The sequence below is a fragment of the Ruegeria sp. G12 genome, from assembly GCF_056533565.1.
This window is the reverse complement of the sequence record NZ_JBQFOO010000006.1, coordinates 138,030-163,924: the sequence shown is the minus strand read 5'-3', so window position 1 is coordinate 163,924 and position 25,895 is coordinate 138,030. Positions and strand designations below refer to the sequence as shown.

The window sequence follows — 25,895 nt, the reverse complement described above, 5'->3', positions numbered from 1 at the left end:
ATTCTATCCTGCTCTTACGATCACGGCTTCATCGACCCATTGACGTGCCAGATGGTCCGTTTGCTGCACGTTATCAAGTGTCAAAGGGGCATCAATAAGGCCATCTTTGGCATCAAACCGGTCCAGAACCTCGGCCACCGTGTCGGCCATGCTCAGAAAACCGATCCGGCGCGCGATGAAATGGTCCAGCGCCCGCTCCTTGGCCGCATTAAACACCGCCCCAGCCAGCCCGCCGCGGGCCATGACCTCGCGCGCCAGTTTCAATGCGGGATACCGCGCCTCGTCTGGATTGTGAAAGCGCAGCTGCCCCAGTTTCGCCAGATCCAGTCGTTCCACCGGCAGATCACGCCGTTCGGGCCAATGCAAAGCATAGCCAATGGCGTGGCGCATATCAGGCGCGCCCATATGAGACATCACTGCACCATCGCGGAACCCGACCATCGCATGCACGATGGATTCCGGGTGAACCAGAACCTCGATCTGATCGGGTTCGATTCCGAAATACTCTCGGGTCTCAATCACTTCCAGCGCTTTGTTAAACATCGAGGCGCTGTCAATGGTGATGCGCTGCCCCATGTTCCAGTTGGGGTGGCTTGAGGCCTGCTCGACCGTTGCCTTTGCCAAGTCGGCCAGAGGCCAATCGCGGAACGCGCCGCCGCTGGCAGTGATAATCACGCGTTCGACCGCCTGCATATCCTCGCCAACCAGCGCCTGAAACACGGCGGAATGCTCGCTGTCGACCGGCAGCAGACGCGCGCCATGCTCTCGTGCAGTTTCCAGAACCAGCGCCCCGGCACAGACCAGCGTTTCCTTGTTCGCCAGCGCCAGCGTTGCACCCTGTTTCAGCGCCTCAATCCCCGGCGCAAGGCCCGCCGCGCCAACAATGGCCGACATGACCCAATCCGCAGGCCGCGCCGCAGCCTCAACAATAGCGCGCTGCCCAGCGGCCACTTCGATTCCACTGCCCTGCAGTGCATCCTGCAGGTCCTGCAGGCGATTTTCATGCGCCGTCACGGCCAGATCCGCCCCCAAACGCCGGGCATCGGCTGCGAGTTGTTCGATATTCGCCCCGCCGGTCAGGGCCACAACATCATAAGCTGCGGGGTCGCGGGCAATCAGATCGATTGTGTTCTGACCAATCGACCCGGTCGCCCCAAAAATCGAAACTTTGCGCATTACATAGCCTCGGGCGTGTAGATCAGACCTGCAATCAGAACGAACAGCGCCGCTCCCATCATTCCGTCGAACCGGTCCAGGAACCCGCCATGTCCGGGAATCAGGTTCGAGCTGTCCTTGACCCCAAACTTCCGTTTCACGGCGCTTTCGACGATGTCTCCGGCCTGACTGGCCATGGATGCAAGCACCGACACAAGCACGAAGGCAACGCCAAACCCGCTGTAAACAGCAAACCCTGCCCCAACAACCGCTGCCGCAGCCCAACCGCCGGCAGTTCCGGACCAGGTCTTTTTCGGGCTCACTTTTGGCCAGAACTTAGGGCCACCGAAGGTTTTGCCCACAAAATACCCGGCAACATCCGTTGCCACCACAACGGCAATCAGCCAGACCATGAGGTCAAATCCCATAGTCTCGCGGATCGAGATGAACCCAAGCCCCGCCGCCGCGATCCACAACGCAAACAATGCGTAAAGCACCCGAGATCGACCGATCTGCCCGGCCCCACCCAAAGCCGGAACCAGAAGAATGAGCAGATTAAAAACCGGCGGTAAATGATAGCTCAGGATCACCGCAATGGCCGTGAGAACGCCCAATTGTGCCGCAACGCCCGACCGCTGTGGGTCGATCATCCGGACCAGTTCCCACGTCATCAGACCGCAGGCTGCCGCAATGAAGGTTTCGAACCAGAGACCTCCTAGCCAGACCTCGACCGCGCCAATGACCACCAGAACCGCTGCAGAAAGAACCCGCGCTGTCAGATCAGACCATCGGCCGTCACTCATGCCAGGACCGCTCCGAACCGCCTCTCGCGCGAGCCGAAATTGCGGCACAGTTTTTCCAACTCGGAGGCTGTAAAATCCGGCCATAGCGTGTCGATGAATTCGTATTCCGAATAGGCCGACTGCCAGAGAAGGAAATTCGAAATACGCGCCTCACCACTGGTGCGAATGACCAGATCGGGATCAGGTAAAACCCTTGTGTCCAGATATTTAGGCAGGGTTTCCTCATCCACTTCATCAGGCCGCAAACGCCCCTCGGCCACATCGCGAGCAAGCCGCTTGGTCGCGCGGGCAACCTCGTCCCGGCCGCCGTAGTTCAGCGCAACTGTCAAGTGGACAAGGTCGTTATCCTTGGTTTCCTCTTCCAGCGTGTCCATCAACTCGGTCAGCTTCGAATCCAGCCGGACGCGATCCCCGATAAACCGAACGCGAATACCGTTATCGGCCAGCGTCCGTGTTTCCTTGATGATGTAGCGGCGGAACAGATTCATCAGCCCGGCCACTTCGACCTGCGTGCGTTTCCAGTTCTCGGTCGAGAAAGCAAAGATCGTCAGGTATTTGATCCCCAGTCCCGGACAGGCCTCGACAACTTCGCGCACGCGGCGCGCGCCTGCATGGTGGCCGAATAGCCGAGGTCGGCCCCGGGCCTGGGCCCAGCGGCCATTGCCGTCCATGATGATGGCCACGTGGCGCGGGCCAACGGGTAGTTCAATGTGGGGATCTTTGGGCATTCTACCTGCTCAGACCTGCATAATCTCGGCCTGCTTGGTCTCAAGCGCGGCGTCGACGGCCTTGATCAACTCGTCGGTCAAATCCTGAACTTCGCTTTCCCAGAACTTCTGATCGTCCTCGGACATACCATCGGCCTTGGCCTTCTTGATCTGATCCATCCCGTCCCGACGGACATTGCGGATCGAAACCCGGGCGCTTTCGGCATATTGCCCGGCAACCTTGCCAAGCTCGCGGCGGCGTTCTTCGTTCAACTCAGGGATCGGCAGCATGATGATGGTACCGTTGAGCTGAGGGTTAATCCCCAACCCGCTTTCGCGGATCGCCTTCTCCACCTTACCGACCAATGACTTATCCCAGACATTCACCGTAACCATCCGCGGTTCGGGAACGTTGACGGTCCCAACCTGATTGATAGGGGTCATCGACCCGTACGCATCAACCATCACCGGCTCAAGCATCGAAGCCGAGGCGCGCCCGGTGCGCAGCGAAGCAAATTCGGTCCTGAGGTTTGCCATTGCGCCTTCCATGCGGCGTTTAAGGTCATCGGTATCCAATTCGAAGTCATCAGACATGCTGCTCACTCCCCGTATTCAAATCTGTTTGGATGGGTCTTAAGCCATCGTAAAAGGGATGTATAGCAATCATGCTGAGGAATTGTGGCAATGACCAGAGTTGTTTCGGGCATTTTTTGCGCCACGTGTTAAAAGCGAAAGCCGACCGGTTTGCGAACCCGGTCGGCTTTTTTAATTTTGACGCGTCAGGCGTTGACGTCAACAACCACGCGGCCCTTGACCTGACCTTTCAGTATATCCGCGCCCAGCTGCGGCAAATCAGACAGGTTCGCGGGGTGAACCATCGCCTCAAGCTTGTCCATCGGCAGATCGGTCGCCACACGCTGCCAGGCACGGACCCGGTTTTCATATGGCTGCATCACACTGTCGATGCCCAGAAGGTTCACGCCACGCAACAGAAACGGAATCACTGTCGCCGGCAATCCGGCACCCCCAGCAAGACCGACGGCGGAGACCGAACCGCCATACTTCATCTGACCCAGAACCCGCGCCAGCATTGCGCCACCAACGGCATCCACGCACCCGGCCCAGGTTTCGCTTTCCAGAGGACGCTTGGTGGTCTCGTTCAACTCATCCCGTGGGACAATCGTCGTCGCGCCCAGTGATTTCAGGTAGTCTCCGGTTTCCGGTCGGCCCGTGACTGCAGCCACCTCATAGCCCAGATGGCCCAGAATAGCAGTAGCGACAGAGCCAACGCCGCCAGCGGCCCCTGTAACCAGAACTGGCCCGCGATCCGGCGTCAGCCCGTGATCTTCCAACGCCATGACGGCCAGCATCGCAGTAAATCCGGCGGTCCCAACGGCCATTGCCTGACGCGCATCCAGCCCTTCGGGCAAGGGCACCAGCCAATCCGCCTTCGCGTTTGCCTTCTGCGAATAGCCGCCCCAATGCGCTTCACCCACGCGCCAGCCCGTCAAAACAACCTTGTCGCCGGGCTTATAGCGATCGTCCGAGGATGTCTCGACCGTTCCCGCATAGTCGATGCCTGGAACATGAGGATAAGACCGAACCAGCCCGCCGCCCTTGGGCGACATACACAGCCCGTCCTTGTAGTTCACGGTCGAATACTCGACCGCCACGGTGACATCACCTTGCGGAAGATCATCTGTTGAAAGCTGTTTAACCGATGGGCTCGCCAATCCGCTTTCTTCGTCTTTATCCATTACCAAAGCATTGAACATAAAAACTTCCTTTCCTCGCTTTGCGACCAGATCCGTACTTCATCTGGCCAAAAATATCCCGGGGGAGTTGCGCAGCAACGGGGGCAGAGCCCCCATCCGCCCTCACACCCAGAAACTCGCCTGCACTTTTGCCCAGCGCATCCCGTCGGGCGTTTCAACCTCGATACTCGTACCCGGGTCCCAATGGCTAAGCCGCAGCATTCCAATCGAGACGTTGGTTTCGAAATCCGGCGACCAGGCGGCTGACGTCACCTGCCCTACACGCTTTCCATCCGCGTAAACCTGCCAGGGCCTGTCGCAGGGCGGCACGGCATCGCCATCAATCGCAATCGGTCGAATCTGCTGAACCGGGCCTTCTTTCGCGACCCGCAGCAACGCATCTCTGCCAATGCAGCCTATCGCGGTATGGGTGTTGCAGAACTTGCCCAGACCACATTCATGTGGTGTGTTGTCATCGGTCATGTCGTTGCCATAAGACAGCAAGCCACCTTCAATCCGTTCGATCAGGTTTGGACATCCCGCCCGCACTTCAAGGTCTTCACCCGCCGCAAACAGGGCGTTCCAAAGGGGCATTCCGATATCGCTACCTTCCACGTAGATCTCAAACCCGCCCTGCTTCGAATAGCCCGAGCGTGCCACTGCCAGGTCCCGGCCTTCGAACTGGAACATGTCAAACTTGAAGAAACGGATATCGCGGACGCGGTCACCAAAAACGCGCGACATCAATTCGTCGGCCTTGGGACCCTGTACTGCCAAGGGCGATACGTCAGGTTCATCAACCAGAACATCCAGGCGATACCCATTAGCCAAGCCTTTGACCCAAAGCAATAAATCGCTGTCAGCAATTGAAACCCACCAGCGATCTTCGGACAGTTTCACCGCAACGGGGTCATTCAGCATTCCGCCGGTTTCATCAACAATCGGCACATAGAAACACTGTCCCGGCAGCATCCCTCGCAGATCGCGGGGCGTCAGCATTTGCATCAGACGTGTCGCATCGGGTCCGCGCAATTCAACCTGCCGTTCGCAGGCGACGTCCCAAACCTGAACGTGGCTCTTGAGGTGGCGGTAGTCCGCCTCGGCGCTTTCAAATAACGTGGGCAGCAACATCCGGTTATAAACCGTGAAAGCTTTGACGCCTGCGGCCTCAACCCCATCTGTGAACGGAGTACGGCGCAGTCGGCGGGACAGGGAAATCTGCGGCATTCAATCCTCCTGCGGCATGAAGACCAGATCACTCACTGGCGCGGCTGAGCCGGTTTCTGTCAGCATCTTATGCAATTGGCCCCGGTGGTGCGTCTGGTGGTTGAAAACATGGATCACGCATTGCGCGTAAGGCAAAGTCACATCTGCCTCCTTCGCTGCCGAGTACCATGTGAACGGACCCGACAGGATATCGTCACCCAGACCGCTTGCCCAATCCTCGATACGGGCGTCTACGGTTTCCCGAAGCGGCAGCCACTCATCAAGATTGGCGCACAGAGAGACACTTTCGTGAATACCTCCTCCGGCCTTGTGTATGTCGACGACCGGACCGGGGCCTTTGTCAAACCGGGACATCCAGATCCAGTCACCCCACAGCAAGTGGTTTGCCGTTCCCAGGATCGATCTGAAAAACGCACCGCGGTCGCGGGTCAGTTCCTCAGAAGTCAGTTCCTTCAGGAAATCGGCCAACTGAGCATTCTGCCAGCGGTTATAGCGCGCCATCTCGCGTGCATAGGCTCCGGTAATCATTACTTTGGCCCGTGCCACTCGATTGGACAAATCTCGGCCGACTTGCCGCCAAAGTCCCAAACACGACCGTAGTCACGCACTTTCGATTTGGTGCCTCGTGCAACGATAATGTCTGGCCCCATCCAGTATTTCGAGTTTGAGACCATCACGGGATGCTCAGCGTCTTTTCCCGCCACCATCTCAATCTCGCCCTGAATCTTGCGGCCAATCGAGATGCGGCGTTTGTTGCCGTCGCGCTCGATCATGACAGGTGCGCGTTCGGCACCGATGATTTCACTGACGAGCATGGTAAACAGCCCGGTGGTACCGCCCGCCTGCCCGCTGAAAATCTGGAGCAATCCGTTATAGGCCTTACCGCTGGCGCGTTCGTCCACATAGGCGGCAACCTTCCATTGCCCCTCGCCCATACGGCCAGGGATATCAACCAGCAGGCCTACATTCAGCCCCGAAAGGTCTTCGCCTTCGAAATGTCCTTCGTCGATGATGACGCCCATCCAGGCGTGGCAGTGACCCTCGGTCGGGGGGTGTGCACCCAGGGAAACCACACAGGGGCAGAACACGTCGCACGAGCAATTCAGGATCAGTTCACCCTTGATGGACCATTCGGTCGGGCTCATCTCGCGCCGCTTGGGATTGGGCATACGGCTGTCGATACGTTGACTGATCGGCAACCTGTCGGCTTCCGGTTTTCTATTCTTAGCCATAGACTTATCCTCCGTATGCAAAGTGATAGACGAACAGCGCCAGTCCGCCTGCAATCAACAGAAACCCCATTGGCCGGGTTATGACATGGCCAATCTGGGGAAGCTTTTCCAAAACCATTAACAGGGTCGCCAGACCCATCCACAACAGGCTCATGACACCGCCTACAAAACCAAGCGCCATGAATCCCCAGCAGCAGCCAACGCAAAACGCGCCGAGACCAAGGCCCATGCGCAAACCACCGGTGAAGCCGGTTTTCCAGCGACCCAGGAAATAGGTCATCGGGGCGTGACACACGCCATGGCAGACTTCTTTCGCGCGGGTGAATTGGAACGCGCCCACCGCAATCAGCAGCGTGCCTGCAAACAGAGGGGACTTAGCGATCCCCAACATGTCAACCACGCCACCGAACAAAAGCACGAGCTGGGTACCTGTGATCAAAGCAGCGAAGCCGACCCAAACCACAAAGTACCCTGCCAGAACGCCCAGCCACCCTGCCCGGGTTCCGTTGGCGCTGCGGATGAGATCGTCGTAACTGCGCAAAGTGGGCACCAGCGTCGGCAGCATCATCGCCGCCATCATGATCGCCCACATCCAGAAAAGCGGCCCGAATTCTGCCATGGGCATATACATGTCCATGCGCGGGTCCATGACCCGCATCGCCTCGCCCATGGGCCCGGGCCGACCGATCCAGTCAAGGTCCATGTCCCGGCTCATCGAGAACATGACCCACCAGGCCCACAGGATCAGGGCATAGAAACCCAGCCATAAACCGCTGCGTAGCATTGCGCGACTCATGTGATCCTCCCGACTCACCCCTTGCTTTTTCAAATGTCAGACTTTTAAATGTCAGACAAATAAAATCGTACTGGTGGTTCCAATAAGATGAAAATCGACCCGCAGAAGCCGTCTGACTTATCCGCCCAGATTGCGCAGGCCATCAGAAGCGCCATCGTGTCCGGTGAGTTGATCGTTGACGAGCGTCTGCCGTCCGAGGCCGAACTATCCGATCAGTTCCAGGTGTCACGCCCCACGGTCCGAGAAGCCCTGAAACGGCTCGCGGCACAGTCGCTGATCCGCACCCAGCGCGGGGCCACAGGCGGCGCCTTTGTGAACCGCCTCAGTTTTGAGGACGCTTATTCCCAGCAGATTACAACCTCGACCCTGTTGGTGTCCATGAACGCGGTCAGCTTCGACACCGCGTGCGAGGCGCGGTACGCGCTTGAACGCGCCTGTGCGCCATTGTCGGCGCAGCGACGGACTGCGGACCAACTGGCCACCATGCGGGCCGAGATTTTCCGGCAAGCGCAACCCGGCCTGACGGATGAAGCCTTTTGCGCGTCAGACGTCACCTTTCACCGTGCACTGGTCGATGGCGCGGGCAACCCGGTTCTGTCCTACCAGTTGGCGGGCGCTGTCGAGGCGATGCAGCCCCTGATGAACATGATCACATTCACCGCCCGCTCACGCGAGGAAATCATCGCATTTCACACAAGGATTGCCGATGCCCTTGAAGCGCAAGACGCCGAGGCGGTCGATTCAGCCCTGATCGAATTGGAAGTTTACACACGAAAACTGGCGCTGGACGTGGCGGAACAAAAACGCAGACCAGCCTGATCCCAGATCAAGATGCCACTGGCGAAAGGACGACAGAACCGAGGAAGTACGAGCGGACAGAATGACATCCGGCGGTAAGACCGGAACTCTCAAAACAGATTGAATTTCAATTACTAACGGGAGGATGTTATGAACCAAAGACCGGACCCAACCTTTTACCCATCGGCCAAGCTGGCGATGGAGGGCCCGACTGAGACGCTGGCTTTCACGCTGATGCTCAGCCCTGACTTCTCGCAGCCCGACGGGCTGGCAGTGGTGAATGTCGATCCAACTTCGGATGACTTCGGCAAGATCGTGCATCAGGTTATCATGCCCAACAAAGGAGACGAGTTTCATCATTTCGGCTGGAATGCCTGTTCGTCGGCCCTTTCCCCGCTGACCGGCCATGCATTTCTTGAGCGTCGGTATCTGATCATTCCGGGCATCCGGTCCAGCCGCATTTACGTCATCGATGTGAAAAATCCTCTGGAAGCGAAGATTCACAAGATCATCGAACCCGAGGAAGTCTTTGCGAAAACAGGATATTCCCGCCCTCACACCATCCATTGCGGGCCTGAAGGTATCTATGTCAGCACCCTTGGTGGTGGCGGAAAGGACGGAACCGACGGTCCTCCGGGCATCTTCATCATGGATTGCGAAACATTCGACATCATTGGTCGCTACGAAATCGAACGCGGTGTGCAGGACAAGCATTACGATTTCTGGTGGAACCTGCCGCGCGATTACATGGTCAGTTCCGAATGGGGGCTGCCGCCTCAGTTCGAAAACGGGATCGTGGCCGAGGATCTGCTGTCGAACAAATACGGCCATTCGATCCATTTCTGGAACCTGCGCAACCGGACCAACATCCAGACCATCGATCTGGGCGAGAACCACCAGATGGCGCTTGAAATCCGCCCAGCCCATGATCCGGTCAAGCAGTACGGGTTCTGTGGTGTTGTCGTGGATACAACAAATCTGCAGGGCGCGATCTTTACGTGGTGGCGCAATGATGACGGCACGTTCGAGGCCAAGAAAACCATCACCATTGATCCACACCCGGCTGACCCGGACGACCTGCCCGATCTGTTGAAGGGCTTCTCTGCCGTTCCACCTTTGGTCACGGATATCGATCTGAGCCTCGACGACAAATACCTCTACGTTGCGTGCTGGGGTACCGGTGAAATGCATCAATACGATGTGTCCGATCCGATGAATCCAACGTTGGCCGGTAAGGTCGAGATCGGCGGGATTGTCAAAAAGACCAAACATCCCAATGGCAAAGACTTTGGCTATGGGCCGCAGATGGTTGAGATCAGCCGGGACGGCAAGCGCGTTTATTGGACTAACTCGCTCTATTCCACATGGGACGATCAGTTCTATCCCGGCGAAGGCGGTGCCGCCATGGTCAAGGCGGATGTCGGAGAGAATGGTGGCCTGACGCTGGACCCGAAATTCTGGGTCGATTTCCCTGATGGCTACCGCAGCCACCAGATCCGGCTAGAGGGCGGCGACTGTTCCACCGACAGTTTCTGCTACCCCTCGGTCTGATTTGGAATTCTTGATGACATCGACGGCCGGCCTTTGGCTGGCCGTTATTCTCAGCGGTGCCTATCACGGGCTAAACCCCGGTATGGGCTGGCCACTGGCCGTGTCTTCCGCACTTATGGAACAGCGCCCATCGGCGCTCTGGCGCGCACTCGCGGCACTGGCCGGTGGGCATTTCGTCGCCATGCTCGGCGTTCTGTTACCCTTCGCGCTGATGGCTGTTCTGGTCGACTACCAAAGTGAAATCCGCATCGGAGCCGCGATAATTGTCATCGCGATGGGCCTTTACATCGCCGTAACGCGACGCCACCCGCGAATTTTGTCCCGCATTCCCCCAAGCAAACTGGCCCTCTGGTCGTTTCTGGTTGCACTGGCGCACGGTGCGGCACTGATGCTGGTTCCGATCTATCTGGGCCTGTGTAGCCTAGATGAGCTCGACGCCGGGCACCGCGCCGTTTCCCAGATCATGACAACCAATGCCCTGCTTGTGCTTGCTGTCGCCGCGATACACACAGCCGCGATGATCCTGGGCGGGGGTATCCTCGCCTACGCCGTCTATCATTGGCTTGGGTTGCAGTTTTTGTCGCGCAGTTGGTTCAACCTGGAACTTGTTTGGGCGATCAGCTTGATTTTCGTCGGTGTTTTGGGTTTGTGGTCGGCGATTTAAGCACTTTTCTTCCCCTGCCATTGCATTAGGTTCAACCAAACCGCCCGAGATGTGAGGACAGGATGACAACGACCCTGAATGTGATTGCCGCAGTGCTGACCATAGGTTTTGGCCTGTTCGGCTTCCTCGCCCCGGCCTGGACTGCGGCATCGCTAGACCTTGCGCCTACCAACAGCAATATGGGTTTGAGTGAAATGCGCGCCTCGGTCGGTGGTTTGTTCGTCGTAACAGGCATCGCGGTGTTGTGGCTGAACAACCCGATGGCCTACGCGATGCTGGGTGTCATATATGCAGGTGCAGCGCTGGGCCGCTTTGTATCGGTGGTTTTGGATAACCCGCCGATGGTCAAGGCCCTGACATTCGGTGGAATCGAGCTTGCTCTGGCCGTCTGGCTGATCGCGGCGAACCTAAATAAATCGTCATAACGCGTTGTTATTGCTAATGCAGGATCGGATTATTCCGAGTTTGCATCCACTCTGATCCTCACCTATATAGGATATGTCCTTCGGGACTATGGACATAAACGCGCTCGTAATAAGCGGATCGGACCCGGGGGCGGTACCCGGCGGCTCCACCAACATCCTTCGTTTGAGGATCATGGGGCCGAAATAGGATCGACGAACGTCTAAAGGGGTTAGCTTTGTCTCGGCTATCTGCCACCGTTACCGGCGAAAACAGTACAATTGCAAACGACAATCGTGCTCCGGTTGCAGTTGCTGCGTAAGCAGTAACAAGACCGAAATCTAAGCCCTTGCGCCTAGCCGCGTAAGGCGGGGTTCGCAGGTACCTGGCAACAGAAACCTGCATTTTCCACATTATGTCTGACGAATAGCCGCAAAACTCAGTTCGCGTTCAGAGTTTATTCACCTGTTTCACTCATCGTCACTCGGGACAGACAGGAGGCCGGGATGACGAATTCAGAGATACTCAGAGAGTGGTATTCCGAGATTTGGGAAAAAGGAAACACCGACGCGATCGAGGATTACTTTGCACCGGAAACCATGGCCGAGGGGCTGATCCCCGAGATGCAGGTCGGGGCTGATGATTTTCGCGATCTAGTCACGGCGTTTCGGCACGTTCTGGGCGACATTACCGTGGATATGCCCAAGATTATCGAAAATGGGGATTGGGTGTCGGCGATTCTGAATGTCAAAACCTTCCGGGCCGATAATGGTGCCCCGATTGAAGTGACGGGACAGGTCATGGCCCGTTTCAAGAATAACAAGATGGTCGAGGCGTATAACCACTTCGACTTCATCTCGTTTTTCGAAGAACTGGGCCAGTTTCCGTCTGACACTCTGCCAGTCTGCATGACCGGGCAAAGGCTGGATTGGGTTTGACGCCATGAAATCTTGACCCTTGGGGCCTTCGCGCGCTAGCAAGGATCATGGGGTAAAATTGCGAACGCCCCGTGAGGCGACAGCCCAAGTTTCGCGTGTATCCGTTTTGACAGGAGACATGCCATGGCATCGCCTAACTCTATTTCCCCAAAGCAGTTGATGCGTTTGATCGGAACGCCCCAGTCGCCAACGCTTGTGGATGTGTGTCTGGACCCGGACTTTGACGCCGACCCGTTCCTGATCCCCGGATCGGTTCGGCATCCTGCTGCAGACATTCCGGGGCTTGTCCAACGTGTGGCCGGTGGCCCCTCGGTGATTGTTTGCCAGAAGGGCAAGAAGCTGGGTCAGGGTTTGGTGTCCTGGTTACGCAGCGAAGGGCATAAGGCGGAATATCTTGAGGGCGGCATGTTCGCATGGCGGGACCTTCCCGGCGCTTTGCGGGTCCCGGCCTCTGCTCTGCCCGACCCTGTTGATGGCCAAACACTGTGGGTTACGCGCCACCGGCCCAAGATCGACCGAATCGCCTGCCCCTGGCTGATCCGGCGCTTTGTTGACCCCAACGCCCGGTTTCTATTTGTCGCTCCGACCGAGGTCAAAAACGTCGCGGACAAATTCGGCGCGACGCCTTTTGACGTCGAAAACGCCTTCTGGAGCCACCGGGGCGAAGCCTGCACTTTCGACACCATGCTGGATGAGTTCCATCTACGGTCCGAGCCTTTGGACCGGTTGGCCAAGGTGATCCGAGCGGCGGATACGAACCGCCATGACCTCGCGCCCGAAGCGGCGGGGCTACTGGCCGTATCCGTCGGGTTGTCGCGCCAGTATCGTGACGATCACGAAAACCTTGAGGCCGGGATGCACCTCTACGATGCCCTCTACCGCTGGGCGCGTGACGGGTTCAACGAAAATCACGACTGGCCGACGGGCCATCGGTCATGAAACCAACATTTTCCGAGATGCTCCGCGTTTTTGGCCGCATTGGGCTGCTGTCCTTTGGCGGGCCCGCCGCTCAAATCTCGCTAATGCATCAGGAACTGGTCGAGCGCCGCCCCTGGCTGGACGAGCAGACATACCTGCGCGCCCTATCGTTGTGCATGTTGCTGCCGGGACCCGAGGCGATGCAACTGGCCACCTATGCCGGGTGGCGTCTGCGTGGAGTGCCCGGTGGTTTGATCGCAGGCAGCCTGTTTGTCCTGCCCGGCGCTGTCATCATCGCCGCGCTCGTCGCCCTGTATGCCTCGTTCGGAGAACTGCCGCTGGTGCAGGCGGCCTTTCTGGGGGTCAAGGCAACGGTGATTGTCATCGTGCTGCAAGCCTTGCGAAATCTGTCACGCAAGGCGCTGACCGGCCCCGAACATCGCATAGTCGCCGGGCTGGCTTTCCTTGCAATTTTCCTATTGAACCTGTCCTTCCCCTTGATCATCCTGACCGCCGCCCTGTGGGGTTATGCAACCTTCAGGGGCTCTGCTCCGGTGGCCACGGTCTCGTCCACTCCAAGCCTGACTCGCCCGCTGCGCACTATCGCGATCTGGCTGCCACTTTGGTTGGGGCCCCTGTTTGTCCTCAGCATGACCGGACAGCAACTGCTCTCTGATCTGGGTTGGTTTTTCGCCCGCCTCGCCGTCGTCATCTTTGGCGGGGCTTATGCGGTGCTGGCCTATATGACGCAGACGGTTGTGGACCAGTACAACTGGATTAGCACCGATCAGATGATCGACGCGCTTGGACTGGCGGAAACAACGCCCGGCCCACTCATTTTGGTCACGCAATTCGTTGCCATGCTGACCGGGCAGATGAGCGGAGGGCCCCTGCTGGCGCTGGCTGCCGGAGCAGTTGCACTTTGGGCGACATTCGTGCCCTGTTTCCTCTGGATTTTTCTCGCGGCTCCGTTTCTGGACCATTTGGCAGCCCGCCCACGCCTGTCAGCAGCTTTGCAAAGGATCACCGCTGCCGTTGTCGGCGTGATTCTCAACCTGTCCGTGTGGTTCGCGCTGAATGTTCTTTTCGATTCGGTGTCCCAAAAAGCATGGGGGCCGATCGCTGTGCCCGTGCCGGATTTCAGGTCGCTCGACTACATCGCCCTGATCCTGACAATTGTCGCCGGGGTCTTGATATTTCGACTAAAATTCGGAATGGCAGTCACGTTGTTGCTGATGGCCTGCGCGGGAATGGCCGTGCACTTTTTCTGATCAATCCGATCACAGGTGCTCTTTCGTTTCCCAACAAAAGCCCTATGCTAAACCCACCACTTTTGAGGATGACATATGTCGCAGGACATCGATTATGGGAATCTGATGCACACCGCGATGCGCGGTTTGATCAAGACTGTTCTGAGGGGCGTTTCCGAAACCGGTCTGCCCGGCGCACATCATTTTTTCATCACCTTTGATACACGCGAACATGGGGTCGAAATCGCCGATTGGTTGCGCGAGCGCTATCCGGAAGAGATGACGATCGTCATGCAGCACTGGTTCGAAAACCTTGAGGTCGGAGAGAACGGGTTCGCAATCACGCTGAATTTCGGCGACGCGCCCGAGCCGCTGTATATTCCCTACGTGGCCATCAAGACATTCGTGGATCCGTCGGTCGAGTTTGGTTTGCGCTTCGAAAGTCCAGAAGATGAGATGGACGAAGAACCCATCGTCGAAGAACCGATTGAGGTCGTGGAAGAAGAAGAGCACCACGACGCGGACGTGGTTTCGCTGGACAGTTTCCGAAAGTAAGACCCGGAAAATCCGCCCTTTGCGTGTTTATTCCTTTTTGAGGAAAGTTTTAACGGATCGGGACTTTTCTCCGTCTATGAACCTTGAGAAGGACAGATTCAGCCCTCCTTCCGCAATGGTCCGGTCGAATTGCTGCAATTCGTAACCGCCGTATTCGTCAATGAACAAGGAAAACACTGTCAGAGTTTGGCCGTCAATGCGCCCCCAGACAAAGGGTTCGCCTTTCATGGGGTCTAAAGGAACCTCATGCCCGAAGACATTCCGCTTCATGGCCGCCGAAAACACATCCGGACGATCCGAAGGCAGAAAATCGACCGAGAACGCCTGTTCTTTCACCCGTCCGTCCAGTTTATAGGTCGTCGTTTTCCAACTGACATTGAAACCGCGATTGGTCTCGTGGATCGAAACGCTCATGTCCCTTGGGGTCGCAGTTCCGTCGGCATCAACAACCTCGGCTGAGCCGACATAGTCGCCAACAAATGGCGTGATTTCTGCGGCCCGAACCGCCGCGCTTTGCATCGTGAGCCAGAGCACGACTCCGGCGGAAATTACGAAAACTTTCCAAAGGGCTATCCGTTCAGATACTGGCATTTCGTCCTCCGCGCCGGCTGCAGTTCCATTGTAGCCAAGCGCGTTCAGGGCACAATGGCGCAATCCCGCTCGGTAACAACAAAATTGACACGCCCGTGCGCCTATACCTTTGCCAACAGTGAGTTTAAGGTGCGCGCAACTGGCCGATTGCGCCACAGCCTTGCTGCGGGTAAACGGCATACAACTGCATACCAGACGGAGTACTCGATGTCTCAGACCCGCACCGAAACCGACAGCTTTGGCCCGCTGGACGTTCCCGCCGACAAGTATTGGGGCGCGCAAACGCAGCGTTCGATCATGAATTTCCCCATCGGCTGGGAAAAACAGCCTGTCGCCATCGTGCGTGCGCTGGGCGTGATCAAAAAGGCTTGCGCGATGGAAAACAAGTCCATCGGCAAGCTAGACGCACGGATCGCGGACGCCATCATTCAGGCCGCTGGTGAGGTGATCGAAGGCAAATTCGACGACAATTTCCCTCTGGTCGTCTGGCAAACCGGATCGGGTACGCAGTCGAACATGAACTCGAACGAGGTCATCGCCAACCGCGCGATCGAGATTCTGGGCGGCGTGATCGGCTCAAAAGACCCGGTGCATCCGAACGATCACTGCAATATGGGGCAGTCGTCGAATGACACCTTCCCCACCGCGATGCATATCGCCACGGCGACAAGTGTGCGGGACGTTCTGCTGCCCGGCCTGATCAAACTGGCCGAGGGACTGGAGCAGAAGGCGGCTGAGTTTGCCGGGATCATCAAGATCGGGCGGACTCATACGCAGGACGCGACGCCCCTGACGCTGGAGCAGGAATTTGGCGCCTATGCGCATCAGATCCGCCAGGGGATTGCCCGCGTCGAAGCTGCGATGCCGGGAATTTACGAACTGGCGCAGGGTGGTACCGCTGTTGGTACGGGGCTGAACACGCATCACGGTTGGGACGAGGCGGTTGCGGCGAACATGGCCGAAATCACCGGCCTGCCCTTCGTCACCGCCCCCAATAAGTTCGAAGCTCTGGCCGCTCATGACGCGATGGTCTTCCTGTCGGGCGCTTTGGCGACCATCGCTGGCTCCTGCTACAAGATCGCCAACGATATTCGCCTGCTAGGCTCGGGCCCGCGTTCGGGTCTGGGTGAACTGATCCTGCCCGAGAATGAACCCGGCTCGTCGATCATGCCCGGCAAGGTTAACCCGACCCAGGCCGAGGCGCTGACGCAGGTTGCCGCCCATGTCATGGGCAACGACGCGGCGATCAAGTTTGCGGGCTCGCAGGGGCACTTCCAGTTGAACGTCTACAACCCGATGATGTCCTATAACCTGTTGCAATCCATCCAACTTCTGGGCGATGCAACCGACAGCTTCACCGAGCGGATGCTGCTAGGCATTCAGGCCAACGAGCCGCGCATCGACAAGCTGATGAAGGAGTCGCTGATGCTGGTCACGGCGCTGGCCCCGACCATCGGTTACGACAACGCGACCACCGTTGCCAAAACCGCGCATAAGAACGGCACGACCCTCAAGGAAGAAGCCATCGCTCTGGGTTTTGTCGACGAAGAGACCTTTGACGCCGTTGTGCGCCCCGAGCAGATGATCGGGCCGAAGGACAAATGAGCAAGCCGGTCAATCTGAACCGGTATAGAAAAGAAAGAGCGCGGGCCGAGAAAAAGGCCCGTGCGGACCAGAATGCGGTCAAGTTCGGGCAAAGCAAGGCTGAAAAGCAGGTCGTAAAGCTTCGGCAGGACAAACAGCGCCACGATCTGGACGGGCATGAGATTGACGAATGAGCGGTCGCCCCATCAAACGTTCTCTGACTCTCAAAGGTCATCGCACCTCGGTCTCGCTTGAGGATGAGTTCTGGCACGCTTTTCGCGAGATTGCGCGGGAAAAAGAAATTCCAATCAATGTCCTTGCCGCCGAAATTGATGTTGAACGTGATCCAGAAACCGGTCTTGCCTCAGCCATTCGCGTGTTTATTCTGGACTGGTATCGCGAAAGGCGCGACGCCTGACAGAGGTCTGATCCATGCACATCATCCTGCTTCGCTTTTCGACTAACAAAGACAAGGTCTCGGACCATGTCGAGGCACATCGAAAATGGCTACAGGCGGGGTTTGACAAAGGTTTCTTCCTGCTTGCAGGCACCTTGAAAGACGGTGTGGGCGGCGGAATTCTGGCCTCGTCTGACGACCCCGAGGCGTTGATCGAATTCGTCAATCAGGATCCGTTTGTTGTGGCCGAAGTGGTGGCGGCAGAAATCCTGGAAATGGAACCTGCCCGCGCCGATGATCGCCTGAATTTCCTTTTGCAATGAGGTTTAAGTGAACAAGACCATTCCCGGCCCCGACGGCAAACCTCGCTGCGCCTGGTGCCAGTCGGCGCCGGAGTTCTTTGAATATCACGACACCGAATGGGGCTATCCGGTGGCCGACGACCAGCGGCTGTTCGAAAAACTATGCCTCGAAAGCTTTCAGTCCGGTTTGAGCTGGCGCACGATTCTTGCCAAGCGCGAGAACTTTCGTAAGGCGTTTTCTGGGTTTGATTTTAATGTGATGGCTGGTTTTTCTGAGGCGGATGTTGAACGTCTGCTGCAGGACAAAGGCATCATCCGTCATCGCGGCAAGATCGAAGCTGTGACCAACAACGCCCGCCGCGCGCAGGAACTGGTCGCGCAAGAAGGCTCTTTGGCGGCCTTTGTCTGGCGGTATGAGGCCGACAGTCCGCCCGAGCCGCAAACCGCATCAACCTCGCCCGAGTCGATTGCGATGTCCAAGGATCTGAAAAAGCGGGGCTGGAAGTTCGTTGGTCCCACCACGGTTTTTGCGTTCATGCAGGCGATGGGTCTGGTCAATGACCATGCAGAGGGTTGTGTGATGCGCGAAAAAGCGGCGCAACTGCGCCGCGATTTCGTAAAGCCACAGTAAATCGGTGCCCCGAAGGGCACCCAGAATTAAACCGACGCGCGGAAAATCTTGTCGATATTGCCGCCGAGGGCTGCGTTGAATTCCGCCTCGGACTGCTGCTTGGCCAGCCCTTCAGTCAAAGCGCGCGAGAAAGAGGCGATCATTTTGCCGTTCTGCCCCAGTAGATCACAGGCCTCATCAGTCGAATAGCCGCCCGACAGCGCAACAACACGCACCACGCGCGGGTGGTCGGCGACCTCATCATACAGGTTCGCTTGCGTGGGCAAGGTCAGTTTCAGCATGACATCTTGCCCCTCACCCATCTGATCGAGGTTTTTTAGCAGTTCGGCCTTCAGAATGTTCTCGGCCTCGACCTTGGTGTCCGAATGAATGTTCACTTCCGGTTCGACAATCGGGATCATGCCCGCCGCCACAACCTCGCGCGCGACATCGAACTGCTGGGCGACCACAGCGGCGATGCCTTCGGCGTTGGCCTCATGAATCACCGAGCGTTCCTTGGTGCCGAACACGCCATCCGCCTTGGCCAAGGTCTCGGCCAGCCCTGGGATCGGCTTCATCATCTGAACGCCATTGGCCTGCTCTTCCAGGCCTTTGTCGATTTTCAGGAACGGCACGATACCTTTGACTGACCACAGGTAGTCGGCGACCTTGCGGCCTTCGATCTCTTCACCCAGCGTGCGATCGAACAGGATTGCGCCGATAACTTTGTCCTTGGTGAAATCGTCTGCCAGAATGATCCGCGCGCGCATCTTCTGGATTTCGTCGAACATCTCGGCGTCCGAGCCGTAATCCGAGGCTTCAACACCATAAAGCGCCAGCGCCTTGGGGGTCGATCCGCCGCTTTGATCCAGTGCTGCAATGAACCCTGCACCATCGGACATCTGCGCGCGCTGTTCTGCTTTGGACATAATTTATTCCCATTCAATAATGATTCCGGTTTCCTTCCCCGCATACCGCACGTCGTTCGGCGATGGTAGTTTGTTAGCGCTCAACCAGCCGTAACCATATGCCATCTTTTGATCGCACCGTCAGATGTGCGACCGGAACCGGAGTTTTGCCCTGGATTGTTTCGAACCTGTAGTGGCGTAGGAGCATCGACAGGATCAGGGGCCCTTCGACCATGGCGAAACCAGCGCCCGTGCATACGCGGGGACCTGCTGAGAAAGGAATATATGCTTCTCGCTGGCAGGTCTTGCCGTTTTCCGTCGACCACCGGGATGGGTCGAACGCGTCGGGGTTGTTCCAAAGCCGTTCGTGCCGGTGCAGATGCCATGGGCTGATCACGATCTGAGACCCCTTTGGCACGTCGCGGTTGCGGAATCGCTCCGGGCACGACGCCTCGCGCACCATCATCGGCACCGGGGGGTAGAGCCGCAGCGCCTCGCGAAATACATCGCGGCTGATGCGGAGTTTTGACATCACCGCGAAGGACGGATCGTTCAGCGCCTGCGCCTCTTTCGCGACCTGTTCCTGCCAATCGGGGTAAAGCGCCATCAGATACAAGGTCCAGGCCAGAGCCGACGCGCTGGTCTCATGACCAGCCAGAAAGAAGATCGCGACCTGATCGACCATCTCGGGCGTGTCAAAACACTGGCCCGAGACCGGATCGGGCGGGGTCATGATTTTGGTCGCCAGATCGTCCGGGGCTGTACCCGCTGTGATGGCGGCTGCGCGGTCTTTGGTCAGGTGTCCAATCAGGTCCCGAATGTCTCGGGCATTGCGGCGCGTGGCGCGAGAATGGAACCGGGGTAGCCAACGAGGCAAAGGGACAAAAGCCGCGAGGTTCAACAGGGGTTGTTCTCGTTGATAGGCGCGGAATTTCTGAAACACCTGCGCGGCGATTTCGTGTTCAATGGGCACGGAAAACAGCGTCCGGAAAATGACATCGGCGGCGGCGTGAGAGGTCACTTCCTCACACTCAATCTCACTTCCTGCCTGCGGCCTCAATCGGTCTACGCAGGCCTGCGAGGCCGCCAGCATCGCCGGGAAGGTATCTTTCAGCCGCCCACCCTCGAACGCCGGGTCGATAATGCGCCGCTGGCGCTTCCACGTCTCGCCATTTGTCAGAAACACCGACTCGCCCAGCAAAGGGCGCAGGCCTTCGCTGATCCGGGCTGATTTCGGGAAATCATCCGGGCGGTGTTTCAAAACCGTGTCGATTAGATCGGGTTGATTGATCAGAAAAGAGCGGAAGAACGGGGTCCGAAACTCGGCCATCCACGCGCGGTACAGGCGTTGGGGCTGCGCAGAGAGCAAATCTTGCCGGAACAGCTTTAGGTAACGCCAGAGCGAAACCTTGTCGGGGCGCGGTTCGGGTTTCGGCGGCCTCATGCGCGGACCGAAGTGTATTTGGAGACGGCTTTTTCGATGCGTGACCGGGATGGAGTGCTGTCCGCAAAGCGTTCGCGCAAGGTTCGGGGGCCAGCGGTGATGCGGAAATAGTCGTACTGGCCCGGCTGGTCGAAGGCGCACAGGTACTGAAAATGCAGCCGAAAAAACCGCCAGCGCAAGGCCTGCCACCGTGAGGGCGACAGGGTTTGGGTAAAGGCCGCCGACAGGACCAACGGCCAGCGCTTCTCCGGCCCGGCAACGCCGCTGACCGCCACCGGATCGCACAGCGCAAAAGCACAGCCATCCCCCGGTGCAGATACATCGACCCATGTCAAATCCGATTGCGTGGACAGAATGCGCAGATCTTCGCGCAGGCGGTCGGCCTTGGGCAGGAATGACACCATGGGCACCACCTGCCCCAGCGTCAGAAACGACAGAGACGGGCCACCGTTCCCGGGCCCGCCAGCCCGCATGACATCGGCCAGCACCGAGACCCCAAGATGCGCGCCGGAACTGTGGCCGACGATCAGAATCTCATCTGCATCTTCACTCATCGTCTCTACGATCAGGTCCCGGAACCTGTTCAGACGGGTCTGCAATTCATCGGAAATATCGCCCTGAAATCGCGCGGAATAGGCGTAGTCGTGCATTAGGTAATAGGCGAACAACCGGTTGTCGATCTTCCGAAACCAATGCAGCAACCCATAGGCGGCCGCCAGAGCCGGAAGCACTCCGACCCATCCCGTAAACGGCAACAGAACAGCGACCATTCCGATCGTGACCGCAAAAGCGACCAGAAGCTGCAGCACAAGCATCCCAACGGGGTAAAGCGCTGCGATCACCGGGCCCTTGCGCAATTGCATCAACCGCCACAGCGTACCGGTTGAGAGGTAAATCCAAGCCGTGCGCGCCAGTTGTAGATACGTCGCAGGGATCGACCCGGACATGCTGTCGCGCACGATGTCCGACCAGACAAGGACCTCGACATCCGTCTGCACTTCAACCCCGTCCTGGCAAGACACCACATGCCAGCCATAAGGCCCCTCACCCTGCATGGCTGAGACGGTGATCTGGTAGCCGGAAATCGCTGCCTGAGCCTGCGATTCCGTGCGGTACAACTCACGATACCGGCGGGGATGAATCGGGTCATACCCCGGAATGTAGAACACCCGGCGTCGGCGCACCTGAGGCTGATTTGTCTGACTGCTCATTGCCTTACCTTCTGCTGCGCAGGTTAACGCAGCATTGAGGTCAAGGTAAGATGGATCAGCCCAGAACCGCCAACGCGGGGAATGTTTCCAGCAGCCACCAGCTGAATTCGGTGAACAGGCCCGTGATCAGCATGATGCCAACAAACAGCAGCAGACCGCCCATCACTTTCTCGATGGTACCCATGTACGGCTTGATTTTGTTCATCACAGCCATCGAGCGGTTCAGAAACATCGCGGCCAGAAGGAATGGAATCCCCAGACCAGCGGCATAGATCCCCAGCAGGAAAGTTCCGCGCGCCACCGACGCCTCGGACGCCGCCAGAGACAGGATCGCACCTAGCTGAGGACCGATGCACGGCGTCCAGCCAAAGGCGAAGGCGAGGCCAAGGATATAGGCACCAAAAACCGAGCCACCGGAGTCGCCGGTTTCAACCCGTGCTTCGCGGTCCAGCAGCGAAATGCGGAAGACACCCAGAAAATGCAGGCCGAAAACGATTACCACTGCGCCTGAAATCTTGGCGAAAAGCACCTGATTTTTCAGCACAAATGCCCCAAAGGCAGACGCCGTGAAGCCTAACAGCAGGAACACGGTCGACAGACCCAGAACGAAGAACAACGCCGACAGGGTGGCCTTGCGCCGGGCTTGCGCCTCGTCCTGCATCTCGTTGATCGTCACGCCACTCATGTAAGCCAGATAGGGCGGTACGATGGGCAGAACGCAGGGCGACAGGAAGCTGATCAACCCGCCGATCATGGCGATGAACATGGCAGGCAACAGGCCTGCGTCGATGATATCAATTCCGAACATAAATCAGCACATATGGTATCAAAGGCCCGGCGTCACGGGGCCATTCGGTCACATCCTCGTGGTTGCACGCTGGACACCACGACAAAGTGGAAATATCTGAGCCCTATGTCAAATCCCACTGAAACACTTGATGCACTAGGGCTTCTGTGCCCTCTGCCCGTCCTGAAAGCGCGAAAACGCCTGAAATCCATGCCTGCGGGCGCAGTGCTGCGGGTACTGGCGGATGATCCCGCCGCGATCATCGACGTTCCGCATTTCTGTACTGAGAGTGGCCATCGCCTTCTGTCGCAGGAAGAAACGGAGGGCCATCAAATCTATCTGATCCAGAAATCAGGCTGACCCGGACAGCAAAGAAAAAGGCGAGCACCTGGCTCGCCTCTCTTTTTCTTACTTACCAAGTGACCACCACCCGCGCCGCTTCGGCTTGGGCGGTTCGCTGGGTTGTTCAGGTTCGGTCGCTACGGTTTCCAGAACCGGTTCCGCAGGTTCTTCCTGAGCGGTCTCTTCGGGTGCAACCTCGACTTCGTCCTTGGCGACAATCGGTTCCGCCAGAACTTCAGGTTCCGGAGCGCCCTCTGCCTGCGCATCCAACGCCACTGTTTCTTCTGCGGCTTCGGAGGCTTCGGTCGCGGGTGCTGCTTCCACCGCTTCGGCGGACTGTTCACCTTCAGGGGCGTCTTCGCCCTCGCTCGTTGCCTCTGCCTGTTCAGGTTGGGCTTCTTCAGCAACAGGCTCTGCGTCTTTCTTCCTGCGGCGAGGCGCGCGCTTCTTCTTCGGTTTAGCGGGCTTTTCTTCCGCCGCCTCAGCCTCGTCAGTCGTATCGGTCGAAGCGTCTGGCGCAGTTTCAGCCGCCGCAGCTTTTTCCTCATCCGCAGAGGCCTCAGCCTCGTCGGTTGCCGCTTCGTTGGCTTCACCAGACCCGCCACCTTTCTTCCGGCGACGGCGGCGACGCTTGCGCTTTGGCTTAACCTCTTCTTCGGCCTGAACGGTTTCTTCTTCGGCTTCCTCCTCGTCCGAGGCATCGACCAAATCCATCAAAGACGCATCCACAGACACAACCGGAGCCGTCGCTTCGGGCACGATCCGGCTGGCCGTCTTGAACTTCTCCATCGAGAAATCGGGGCTCACCAGATGAATATCGCCTTCGACACGCACCGACAGGCCATATCGCGCTTCGATCTGAGCGATATGTTCGCGCTTCTGGTTCATCAGGAAGTTCGCGATGCTCACAGGGCATCGTACCAGCACCTCGCGCGAGCGGCGGCGGGTCCCTTCCTCTTCGATCTGACGCAGGATCGACAGCGCCATGTTGTCGTCCGAGCGGATCAACCCGGTGCCATGGCAGGCCGGGCAAGGCTGCGTCGTCGCCTCAAGCATGCCAGGGCGCAGACGCTGACGGCTCATCTCGAGCAGGCCAAAACCGGAAATCCGGCCAACCTGAATGCGCGCCCGGTCGGTTTTCAGCTTTTCTTTCAGGCGCTTCTCGACGGCCGCGTTGTTCTTACGCTCGTCCATATCGATGAAGTCGATGACGATCAGACCGGCCAGGTCACGCAGGCGCAACTGGCGCGCAACCTCTTCGGCCGCCTCAAGGTTCGTTTTGAGCGCGGTTTCTTCGATCGAGCCTTCCTTGGTCGCCCGGCCCGAGTTCACGTCAATCGCCACCAGTGCCTCGGTCACGCCAATCACGATGTAGCCACCGGATTTCAGCTGAACGGTCGGGTTGAACATGCCGCCCAGATAGCTTTCCACCTGATAGCGTGCGAACAGGGGCAGCGCGTCCTCATACCGTTTCACGTTCTTGGCGTGAGACGGCATGATCATCTTCATGAAGTCCTTGGCGATGCGGTAGCCGCCCTCGCCTTCGACCAGAACCTCGTCGATATCGCGGTTATACAGATCGCGGATCGAGCGTTTGATCAGATCGCCTTCTTCATAGATTTTCGCAGGCGCAATGGATTGCAGCGTCAGTTCGCGGATCTGCTCCCACAGGCGTTGCAGATACTCATAGTCGCGCTTGATTTCGGACTTTGTACGTTTCGCCCCCGCCGTGCGGATGATCAAACCAGCGCCGGTTGGCACGTCAATCTCCGAGGCAATCTCTTTCAACTTCTTGCGGTCGGGCGCGTTGGTGATCTTGCGGCTGATCCCGCCGCCGCGTGCGGTATTTGGCATCAACACGCAGTACCGGCCTGCCAGCGACAGGTATGTCGTCAGTGCCGCGCCCTTGTTGCCGCGTTCTTCCTTGACAACCTGCACCAGAAGGACCTGACGGACCTTGATCACTTCCTGAATCTTGTACCGACGCGCGCGTGGTTTGCGCGGCGGGCGAATATCCTCGCTGTCATCCTCATCCGCGACCGATTCAATCGTGTCATCCTTCGCGGTGGCGTCCGAGCGCGCTTCACCTTCGTCTGCGTCCTCTGCGTCCGCTTTTTCAGCTTCAACCTCGGTTTCTGCCGCATCTGCGTCAGCGGCTTCTGCCTGCGCATCATCCACAGCCGATTCCGCCTCGGCAGCTTCCTGTGCTTCGGTTTCATCCACGTCCTGAGGTTCCGCGGTGCCCTGATCCTCAGCGTCAACAGTATCCGACTGATCTTGCGCCACGACCTCATCTGCCGGGTCTTCGGCGGTTACCTCGTCAGGCTCTGCGACGACAGTCTCATCGGTTGCTTCTTCCGCTGGCTCTTCGACCGGCGTATCTGCAACCAACTCTACCGGAGAGGTCCCTTCGGGCACGTCCAGATCGCTGGTTTCTTCGCCATCCTCCAGGTCGATGGTCTCCATCCCCGACGGTTCCGAGGATACCTCAATCGACTCGACGGCATCATCCGATTTCACATCCGCCGCTTTGGTCCGTGACCGCGACCGACGCTTCTTGGGCTTGGATTCCTCGGCCTCATCCCGCGCCTTCATGGCCTCGGCATAGGCACGTTCTTCCTCCATCAGCGCCTCGCGGTCGGCGACGGGGATCTGGTAGTAATCCGGATGAATCTCGGAAAACGCCAGGAAACCATGCCGGTTCCCGCCGTAATCGACAAAGGCCGCCTGCAGCGACGGCTCGACCCGGGTTACTTTTGCAAGATAGATGTTGCCGGCAAGCTGGCGTTTGTTTTCGGATTCAAAATCGAACTCCTCGACCTTGTTTCCGTCGACCACCACGACGCGGGTTTCCTCCGCGTGGGTGGCATCGATAAGCATTTTCTTAGCCATGTGTCCTTGATGCACCGCGCCAAACGCGTTGTCCTGACCCGTCCGGGCGGACAGGCACATTTGGGGAGGTGTCTTGT

General features: G+C 58.0%; 29 protein-coding genes and 1 other RNA gene. 15 read left to right on the top strand and 15 right to left on the bottom strand.

Annotation, left to right across the window (positions count from 1 at the left end; translation table 11 throughout):
• Nucleotides 1-3 precede the first annotated feature (3 nt).
• From dxr to ACR0JN_RS14850, 9 genes are all read right to left on the bottom strand, one after another.
• Complete coding sequence (dxr, locus tag ACR0JN_RS14890; protein ID WP_480886658.1) at nucleotides 4-1,176, bottom strand: 1-deoxy-D-xylulose-5-phosphate reductoisomerase; 1,173 nt, start codon at nucleotides 1,174-1,176, stop codon at nucleotides 4-6.
• A complete protein-coding gene (locus ACR0JN_RS14885) occupies nucleotides 1,176-1,958 on the bottom strand; it encodes a phosphatidate cytidylyltransferase (protein ID WP_480886655.1) in 783 nt (260 codons plus the stop codon). The genes dxr and ACR0JN_RS14885 overlap by 1 nt, the downstream gene beginning before the upstream one ends.
• A complete protein-coding gene (locus ACR0JN_RS14880) occupies nucleotides 1,955-2,686 on the bottom strand; it encodes an isoprenyl transferase (protein WP_480816929.1) in 732 nt (243 codons plus the stop codon). The genes ACR0JN_RS14885 and ACR0JN_RS14880 overlap by 4 nt, the downstream gene beginning before the upstream one ends.
• Before the next feature lie 9 nt (nucleotides 2,687-2,695).
• Nucleotides 2,696-3,259: a ribosome recycling factor gene (gene frr / locus ACR0JN_RS14875; protein WP_480816930.1), complete on the bottom strand. Its 564-nt coding sequence runs from the start codon at nucleotides 3,257-3,259 to the stop codon at nucleotides 2,696-2,698.
• A gap of 185 nt (nucleotides 3,260-3,444) precedes the next feature.
• Nucleotides 3,445-4,440, bottom strand: coding sequence for an acryloyl-CoA reductase (gene acuI, locus ACR0JN_RS14870; protein ID WP_480886653.1), 996 nt, complete (start codon nucleotides 4,438-4,440; stop codon nucleotides 3,445-3,447).
• A gap of 102 nt (nucleotides 4,441-4,542) precedes the next feature.
• Entirely contained in the window at nucleotides 4,543-5,646 is a 1,104-nt protein-coding gene (locus ACR0JN_RS14865; protein ID WP_480886651.1) for a dimethylsulfoniopropionate demethylase, read from the bottom strand.
• Nucleotides 5,647-6,174: a DinB family protein gene (locus ACR0JN_RS14860; RefSeq protein ID WP_480886649.1), complete on the bottom strand. Its 528-nt coding sequence runs from the start codon at nucleotides 6,172-6,174 to the stop codon at nucleotides 5,647-5,649.
• Entirely contained in the window at nucleotides 6,174-6,878 is a 705-nt protein-coding gene (locus ACR0JN_RS14855; RefSeq protein ID WP_480886647.1) for a DUF1326 domain-containing protein, read from the bottom strand. Before ACR0JN_RS14855 ends, ACR0JN_RS14860 begins: the two co-directional genes overlap by 1 nt.
• A 4-nt stretch (nucleotides 6,879-6,882) precedes the next feature.
• Nucleotides 6,883-7,674 (bottom strand): DUF2182 domain-containing protein, encoded by a 792-nt coding sequence (locus ACR0JN_RS14850; RefSeq protein WP_480886645.1) that lies wholly within the window; start codon nucleotides 7,672-7,674, stop codon nucleotides 6,883-6,885.
• An 87-nt stretch (nucleotides 7,675-7,761) separates the two neighbouring features.
• Here ACR0JN_RS14850 and ACR0JN_RS14845 point away from each other — a divergent pair, with 87 nt between their 5' ends.
• The 9 genes from ACR0JN_RS14845 (at nucleotide 7,762) to ACR0JN_RS14805 (ending at nucleotide 14,750) form a co-directional block, all read left to right on the top strand.
• Nucleotides 7,762-8,493 (top strand): FadR/GntR family transcriptional regulator, encoded by a 732-nt coding sequence (locus tag ACR0JN_RS14845; protein WP_480886643.1) that lies wholly within the window; start codon nucleotides 7,762-7,764, stop codon nucleotides 8,491-8,493.
• Between the two features lie 129 nt (nucleotides 8,494-8,622).
• Entirely contained in the window at nucleotides 8,623-10,023 is a 1,401-nt protein-coding gene (locus ACR0JN_RS14840) for a selenium-binding protein SBP56-related protein (protein ID WP_480886642.1), read from the top strand.
• A gap of 13 nt (nucleotides 10,024-10,036) precedes the next feature.
• Nucleotides 10,037-10,687, top strand: a complete 651-nt coding sequence (locus ACR0JN_RS14835; protein WP_480886639.1) for a hypothetical protein — start codon at nucleotides 10,037-10,039, stop codon at nucleotides 10,685-10,687.
• 62 nt (nucleotides 10,688-10,749) lie between these two features.
• Complete coding sequence (locus ACR0JN_RS14830; protein ID WP_480886637.1) at nucleotides 10,750-11,112, top strand: DUF4345 family protein; 363 nt, start codon at nucleotides 10,750-10,752, stop codon at nucleotides 11,110-11,112.
• A 36-nt stretch (nucleotides 11,113-11,148) separates the two neighbouring features.
• Nucleotides 11,149-11,495, top strand: a transfer-messenger RNA (tmRNA) gene (gene ssrA / locus ACR0JN_RS14825).
• Nucleotides 11,496-11,595: 100 nt separating this feature from the next.
• Nucleotides 11,596-12,027 carry an ester cyclase gene (locus ACR0JN_RS14820; RefSeq protein WP_480816940.1) on the top strand — a complete coding sequence of 144 codons (432 nt, stop codon included), beginning with the start codon at nucleotides 11,596-11,598 and terminating at the stop codon, nucleotides 12,025-12,027.
• A 123-nt stretch (nucleotides 12,028-12,150) separates the two neighbouring features.
• Nucleotides 12,151-12,966, top strand: coding sequence for a chromate resistance protein ChrB domain-containing protein (locus ACR0JN_RS14815; protein ID WP_480886634.1), 816 nt, complete (start codon nucleotides 12,151-12,153; stop codon nucleotides 12,964-12,966).
• Nucleotides 12,963-14,216, top strand: coding sequence for a chromate efflux transporter (gene chrA / locus ACR0JN_RS14810; protein WP_480886632.1), 1,254 nt, complete (start codon nucleotides 12,963-12,965; stop codon nucleotides 14,214-14,216). Before ACR0JN_RS14815 ends, chrA begins: the two co-directional genes overlap by 4 nt.
• A gap of 75 nt (nucleotides 14,217-14,291) precedes the next feature.
• Nucleotides 14,292-14,750 carry an SspB family protein gene (locus ACR0JN_RS14805; RefSeq protein WP_480816943.1) on the top strand — a complete coding sequence of 153 codons (459 nt, stop codon included), beginning with the start codon at nucleotides 14,292-14,294 and terminating at the stop codon, nucleotides 14,748-14,750.
• A gap of 27 nt (nucleotides 14,751-14,777) precedes the next feature.
• On the opposite strand, the gene ACR0JN_RS14800 is transcribed toward ACR0JN_RS14805, so the two are convergent.
• Nucleotides 14,778-15,269 carry a hypothetical protein gene (locus ACR0JN_RS14800; RefSeq protein WP_480817079.1) on the bottom strand — a complete coding sequence of 164 codons (492 nt, stop codon included), beginning with the start codon at nucleotides 15,267-15,269 and terminating at the stop codon, nucleotides 14,778-14,780.
• A gap of 279 nt (nucleotides 15,270-15,548) precedes the next feature.
• Here ACR0JN_RS14800 and fumC point away from each other — a divergent pair, with 279 nt between their 5' ends.
• The 5 genes from fumC to ACR0JN_RS14775 are packed head-to-tail and all read left to right on the top strand — an operon-like array spanning nucleotide 15,549 to nucleotide 18,255.
• Nucleotides 15,549-16,946 (top strand): class II fumarate hydratase, encoded by a 1,398-nt coding sequence (gene fumC / locus ACR0JN_RS14795; RefSeq protein WP_480816944.1) that lies wholly within the window; start codon nucleotides 15,549-15,551, stop codon nucleotides 16,944-16,946.
• Nucleotides 16,943-17,119 carry a DUF4169 family protein gene (locus ACR0JN_RS14790; protein ID WP_480816945.1) on the top strand — a complete coding sequence of 59 codons (177 nt, stop codon included), beginning with the start codon at nucleotides 16,943-16,945 and terminating at the stop codon, nucleotides 17,117-17,119. The genes fumC and ACR0JN_RS14790 overlap by 4 nt, the downstream gene beginning before the upstream one ends.
• Nucleotides 17,116-17,343, top strand: coding sequence for a ribbon-helix-helix domain-containing protein (locus ACR0JN_RS14785; RefSeq protein WP_480816946.1), 228 nt, complete (start codon nucleotides 17,116-17,118; stop codon nucleotides 17,341-17,343). The genes ACR0JN_RS14790 and ACR0JN_RS14785 overlap by 4 nt, the downstream gene beginning before the upstream one ends.
• Before the next feature lie 14 nt (nucleotides 17,344-17,357).
• A complete protein-coding gene (locus ACR0JN_RS14780; protein WP_480886627.1) occupies nucleotides 17,358-17,645 on the top strand; it encodes a YciI family protein in 288 nt (95 codons plus the stop codon).
• Nucleotides 17,646-17,652: 7 nt separating this feature from the next.
• The gene (locus ACR0JN_RS14775; protein WP_480886626.1) at nucleotides 17,653-18,255 is read left to right on the top strand and encodes a DNA-3-methyladenine glycosylase I; all 603 of its coding nucleotides are present in this window, start codon (nucleotides 17,653-17,655) and stop codon (nucleotides 18,253-18,255) included.
• A 26-nt stretch (nucleotides 18,256-18,281) separates the two neighbouring features.
• On the opposite strand, the gene ACR0JN_RS14770 is transcribed toward ACR0JN_RS14775, so the two are convergent.
• The 4 genes from ACR0JN_RS14770 to ACR0JN_RS14755 form a co-directional block, all read right to left on the bottom strand.
• A complete protein-coding gene (locus ACR0JN_RS14770; RefSeq protein WP_480886624.1) occupies nucleotides 18,282-19,163 on the bottom strand; it encodes a fructose bisphosphate aldolase in 882 nt (293 codons plus the stop codon).
• 73 nt (nucleotides 19,164-19,236) lie between these two features.
• The gene (locus tag ACR0JN_RS14765) at nucleotides 19,237-20,586 is read right to left on the bottom strand and encodes a cytochrome P450 (RefSeq protein ID WP_480886622.1); all 1,350 of its coding nucleotides are present in this window, start codon (nucleotides 20,584-20,586) and stop codon (nucleotides 19,237-19,239) included.
• Nucleotides 20,583-21,797, bottom strand: coding sequence for a hypothetical protein (locus ACR0JN_RS14760; protein ID WP_480886620.1), 1,215 nt, complete (start codon nucleotides 21,795-21,797; stop codon nucleotides 20,583-20,585). The genes ACR0JN_RS14765 and ACR0JN_RS14760 overlap by 4 nt, the downstream gene beginning before the upstream one ends.
• A gap of 55 nt (nucleotides 21,798-21,852) precedes the next feature.
• Nucleotides 21,853-22,605, bottom strand: coding sequence for a cytochrome c biogenesis CcdA family protein (locus ACR0JN_RS14755; protein ID WP_480816952.1), 753 nt, complete (start codon nucleotides 22,603-22,605; stop codon nucleotides 21,853-21,855).
• A 105-nt stretch (nucleotides 22,606-22,710) separates the two neighbouring features.
• Here ACR0JN_RS14755 and ACR0JN_RS14750 point away from each other — a divergent pair, with 105 nt between their 5' ends.
• Nucleotides 22,711-22,944: a sulfurtransferase TusA family protein gene (locus ACR0JN_RS14750; protein WP_480886618.1), complete on the top strand. Its 234-nt coding sequence runs from the start codon at nucleotides 22,711-22,713 to the stop codon at nucleotides 22,942-22,944.
• A 48-nt stretch (nucleotides 22,945-22,992) separates the two neighbouring features.
• On the opposite strand, the gene ACR0JN_RS14745 is transcribed toward ACR0JN_RS14750, so the two are convergent.
• Nucleotides 22,993-25,818 carry an Rne/Rng family ribonuclease gene (locus ACR0JN_RS14745; protein ID WP_480886617.1) on the bottom strand — a complete coding sequence of 942 codons (2,826 nt, stop codon included), beginning with the start codon at nucleotides 25,816-25,818 and terminating at the stop codon, nucleotides 22,993-22,995.
• Nucleotides 25,819-25,895 lie beyond the last annotated feature (77 nt).

Excerpts from the sequence above, each read along its gene's own strand:
- dxr (WP_480886658.1), bottom strand. The coding sequence starts at position 1,176 with ATGCGCAAAGTTTCGATTTTTGGGGCGACCGGGTCGATTGGTCAGAAC.
- ACR0JN_RS14885 (WP_480886655.1), bottom strand. The coding sequence starts at position 1,958 with ATGAGTGACGGCCGATGGTCTGATCTGACAGCGCGGGTTCTTTCTGCA.
- ACR0JN_RS14880 (WP_480816929.1), bottom strand. The coding sequence starts at position 2,686 with ATGCCCAAAGATCCCCACATTGAACTACCCGTTGGCCCGCGCCACGTG.
- frr (WP_480816930.1), bottom strand. The coding sequence starts at position 3,259 with ATGTCTGATGACTTCGAATTGGATACCGATGACCTTAAACGCCGCATG.
- acuI (WP_480886653.1), bottom strand. The coding sequence starts at position 4,440 with ATGTTCAATGCTTTGGTAATGGATAAAGACGAAGAAAGCGGATTGGCG.
- ACR0JN_RS14865 (WP_480886651.1), bottom strand. The coding sequence starts at position 5,646 with ATGCCGCAGATTTCCCTGTCCCGCCGACTGCGCCGTACTCCGTTCACA.
- ACR0JN_RS14860 (WP_480886649.1), bottom strand. The coding sequence starts at position 6,174 with ATGATTACCGGAGCCTATGCACGCGAGATGGCGCGCTATAACCGCTGG.
- ACR0JN_RS14855 (WP_480886647.1), bottom strand. The coding sequence starts at position 6,878 with ATGGCTAAGAATAGAAAACCGGAAGCCGACAGGTTGCCGATCAGTCAA.
- ACR0JN_RS14850 (WP_480886645.1), bottom strand. The coding sequence starts at position 7,674 with ATGAGTCGCGCAATGCTACGCAGCGGTTTATGGCTGGGTTTCTATGCC.
- ACR0JN_RS14845 (WP_480886643.1), top strand. The coding sequence starts at position 7,762 with ATGAAAATCGACCCGCAGAAGCCGTCTGACTTATCCGCCCAGATTGCG.
- ACR0JN_RS14840 (WP_480886642.1), top strand. The coding sequence starts at position 8,623 with ATGAACCAAAGACCGGACCCAACCTTTTACCCATCGGCCAAGCTGGCG.
- ACR0JN_RS14835 (WP_480886639.1), top strand. The coding sequence starts at position 10,037 with ATGACATCGACGGCCGGCCTTTGGCTGGCCGTTATTCTCAGCGGTGCC.
- ACR0JN_RS14830 (WP_480886637.1), top strand. The coding sequence starts at position 10,750 with ATGACAACGACCCTGAATGTGATTGCCGCAGTGCTGACCATAGGTTTT.
- ACR0JN_RS14820 (WP_480816940.1), top strand. The coding sequence starts at position 11,596 with ATGACGAATTCAGAGATACTCAGAGAGTGGTATTCCGAGATTTGGGAA.
- ACR0JN_RS14815 (WP_480886634.1), top strand. The coding sequence starts at position 12,151 with ATGGCATCGCCTAACTCTATTTCCCCAAAGCAGTTGATGCGTTTGATC.
- chrA (WP_480886632.1), top strand. The coding sequence starts at position 12,963 with ATGAAACCAACATTTTCCGAGATGCTCCGCGTTTTTGGCCGCATTGGG.
- ACR0JN_RS14805 (WP_480816943.1), top strand. The coding sequence starts at position 14,292 with ATGTCGCAGGACATCGATTATGGGAATCTGATGCACACCGCGATGCGC.
- ACR0JN_RS14800 (WP_480817079.1), bottom strand. The coding sequence starts at position 15,269 with ATGCAAAGCGCGGCGGTTCGGGCCGCAGAAATCACGCCATTTGTTGGC.
- fumC (WP_480816944.1), top strand. The coding sequence starts at position 15,549 with ATGTCTCAGACCCGCACCGAAACCGACAGCTTTGGCCCGCTGGACGTT.
- ACR0JN_RS14790 (WP_480816945.1), top strand. The coding sequence starts at position 16,943 with ATGAGCAAGCCGGTCAATCTGAACCGGTATAGAAAAGAAAGAGCGCGG.
- ACR0JN_RS14785 (WP_480816946.1), top strand. The coding sequence starts at position 17,116 with ATGAGCGGTCGCCCCATCAAACGTTCTCTGACTCTCAAAGGTCATCGC.
- ACR0JN_RS14780 (WP_480886627.1), top strand. The coding sequence starts at position 17,358 with ATGCACATCATCCTGCTTCGCTTTTCGACTAACAAAGACAAGGTCTCG.
- ACR0JN_RS14770 (WP_480886624.1), bottom strand. The coding sequence starts at position 19,163 with ATGTCCAAAGCAGAACAGCGCGCGCAGATGTCCGATGGTGCAGGGTTC.
- ACR0JN_RS14765 (WP_480886622.1), bottom strand. The coding sequence starts at position 20,586 with ATGAGGCCGCCGAAACCCGAACCGCGCCCCGACAAGGTTTCGCTCTGG.
- ACR0JN_RS14760 (WP_480886620.1), bottom strand. The coding sequence starts at position 21,797 with ATGAGCAGTCAGACAAATCAGCCTCAGGTGCGCCGACGCCGGGTGTTC.
- ACR0JN_RS14755 (WP_480816952.1), bottom strand. The coding sequence starts at position 22,605 with ATGTTCGGAATTGATATCATCGACGCAGGCCTGTTGCCTGCCATGTTC.
- ACR0JN_RS14750 (WP_480886618.1), top strand. The coding sequence starts at position 22,711 with ATGTCAAATCCCACTGAAACACTTGATGCACTAGGGCTTCTGTGCCCT.
- ACR0JN_RS14745 (WP_480886617.1), bottom strand. The coding sequence starts at position 25,818 with ATGGCTAAGAAAATGCTTATCGATGCCACCCACGCGGAGGAAACCCGC.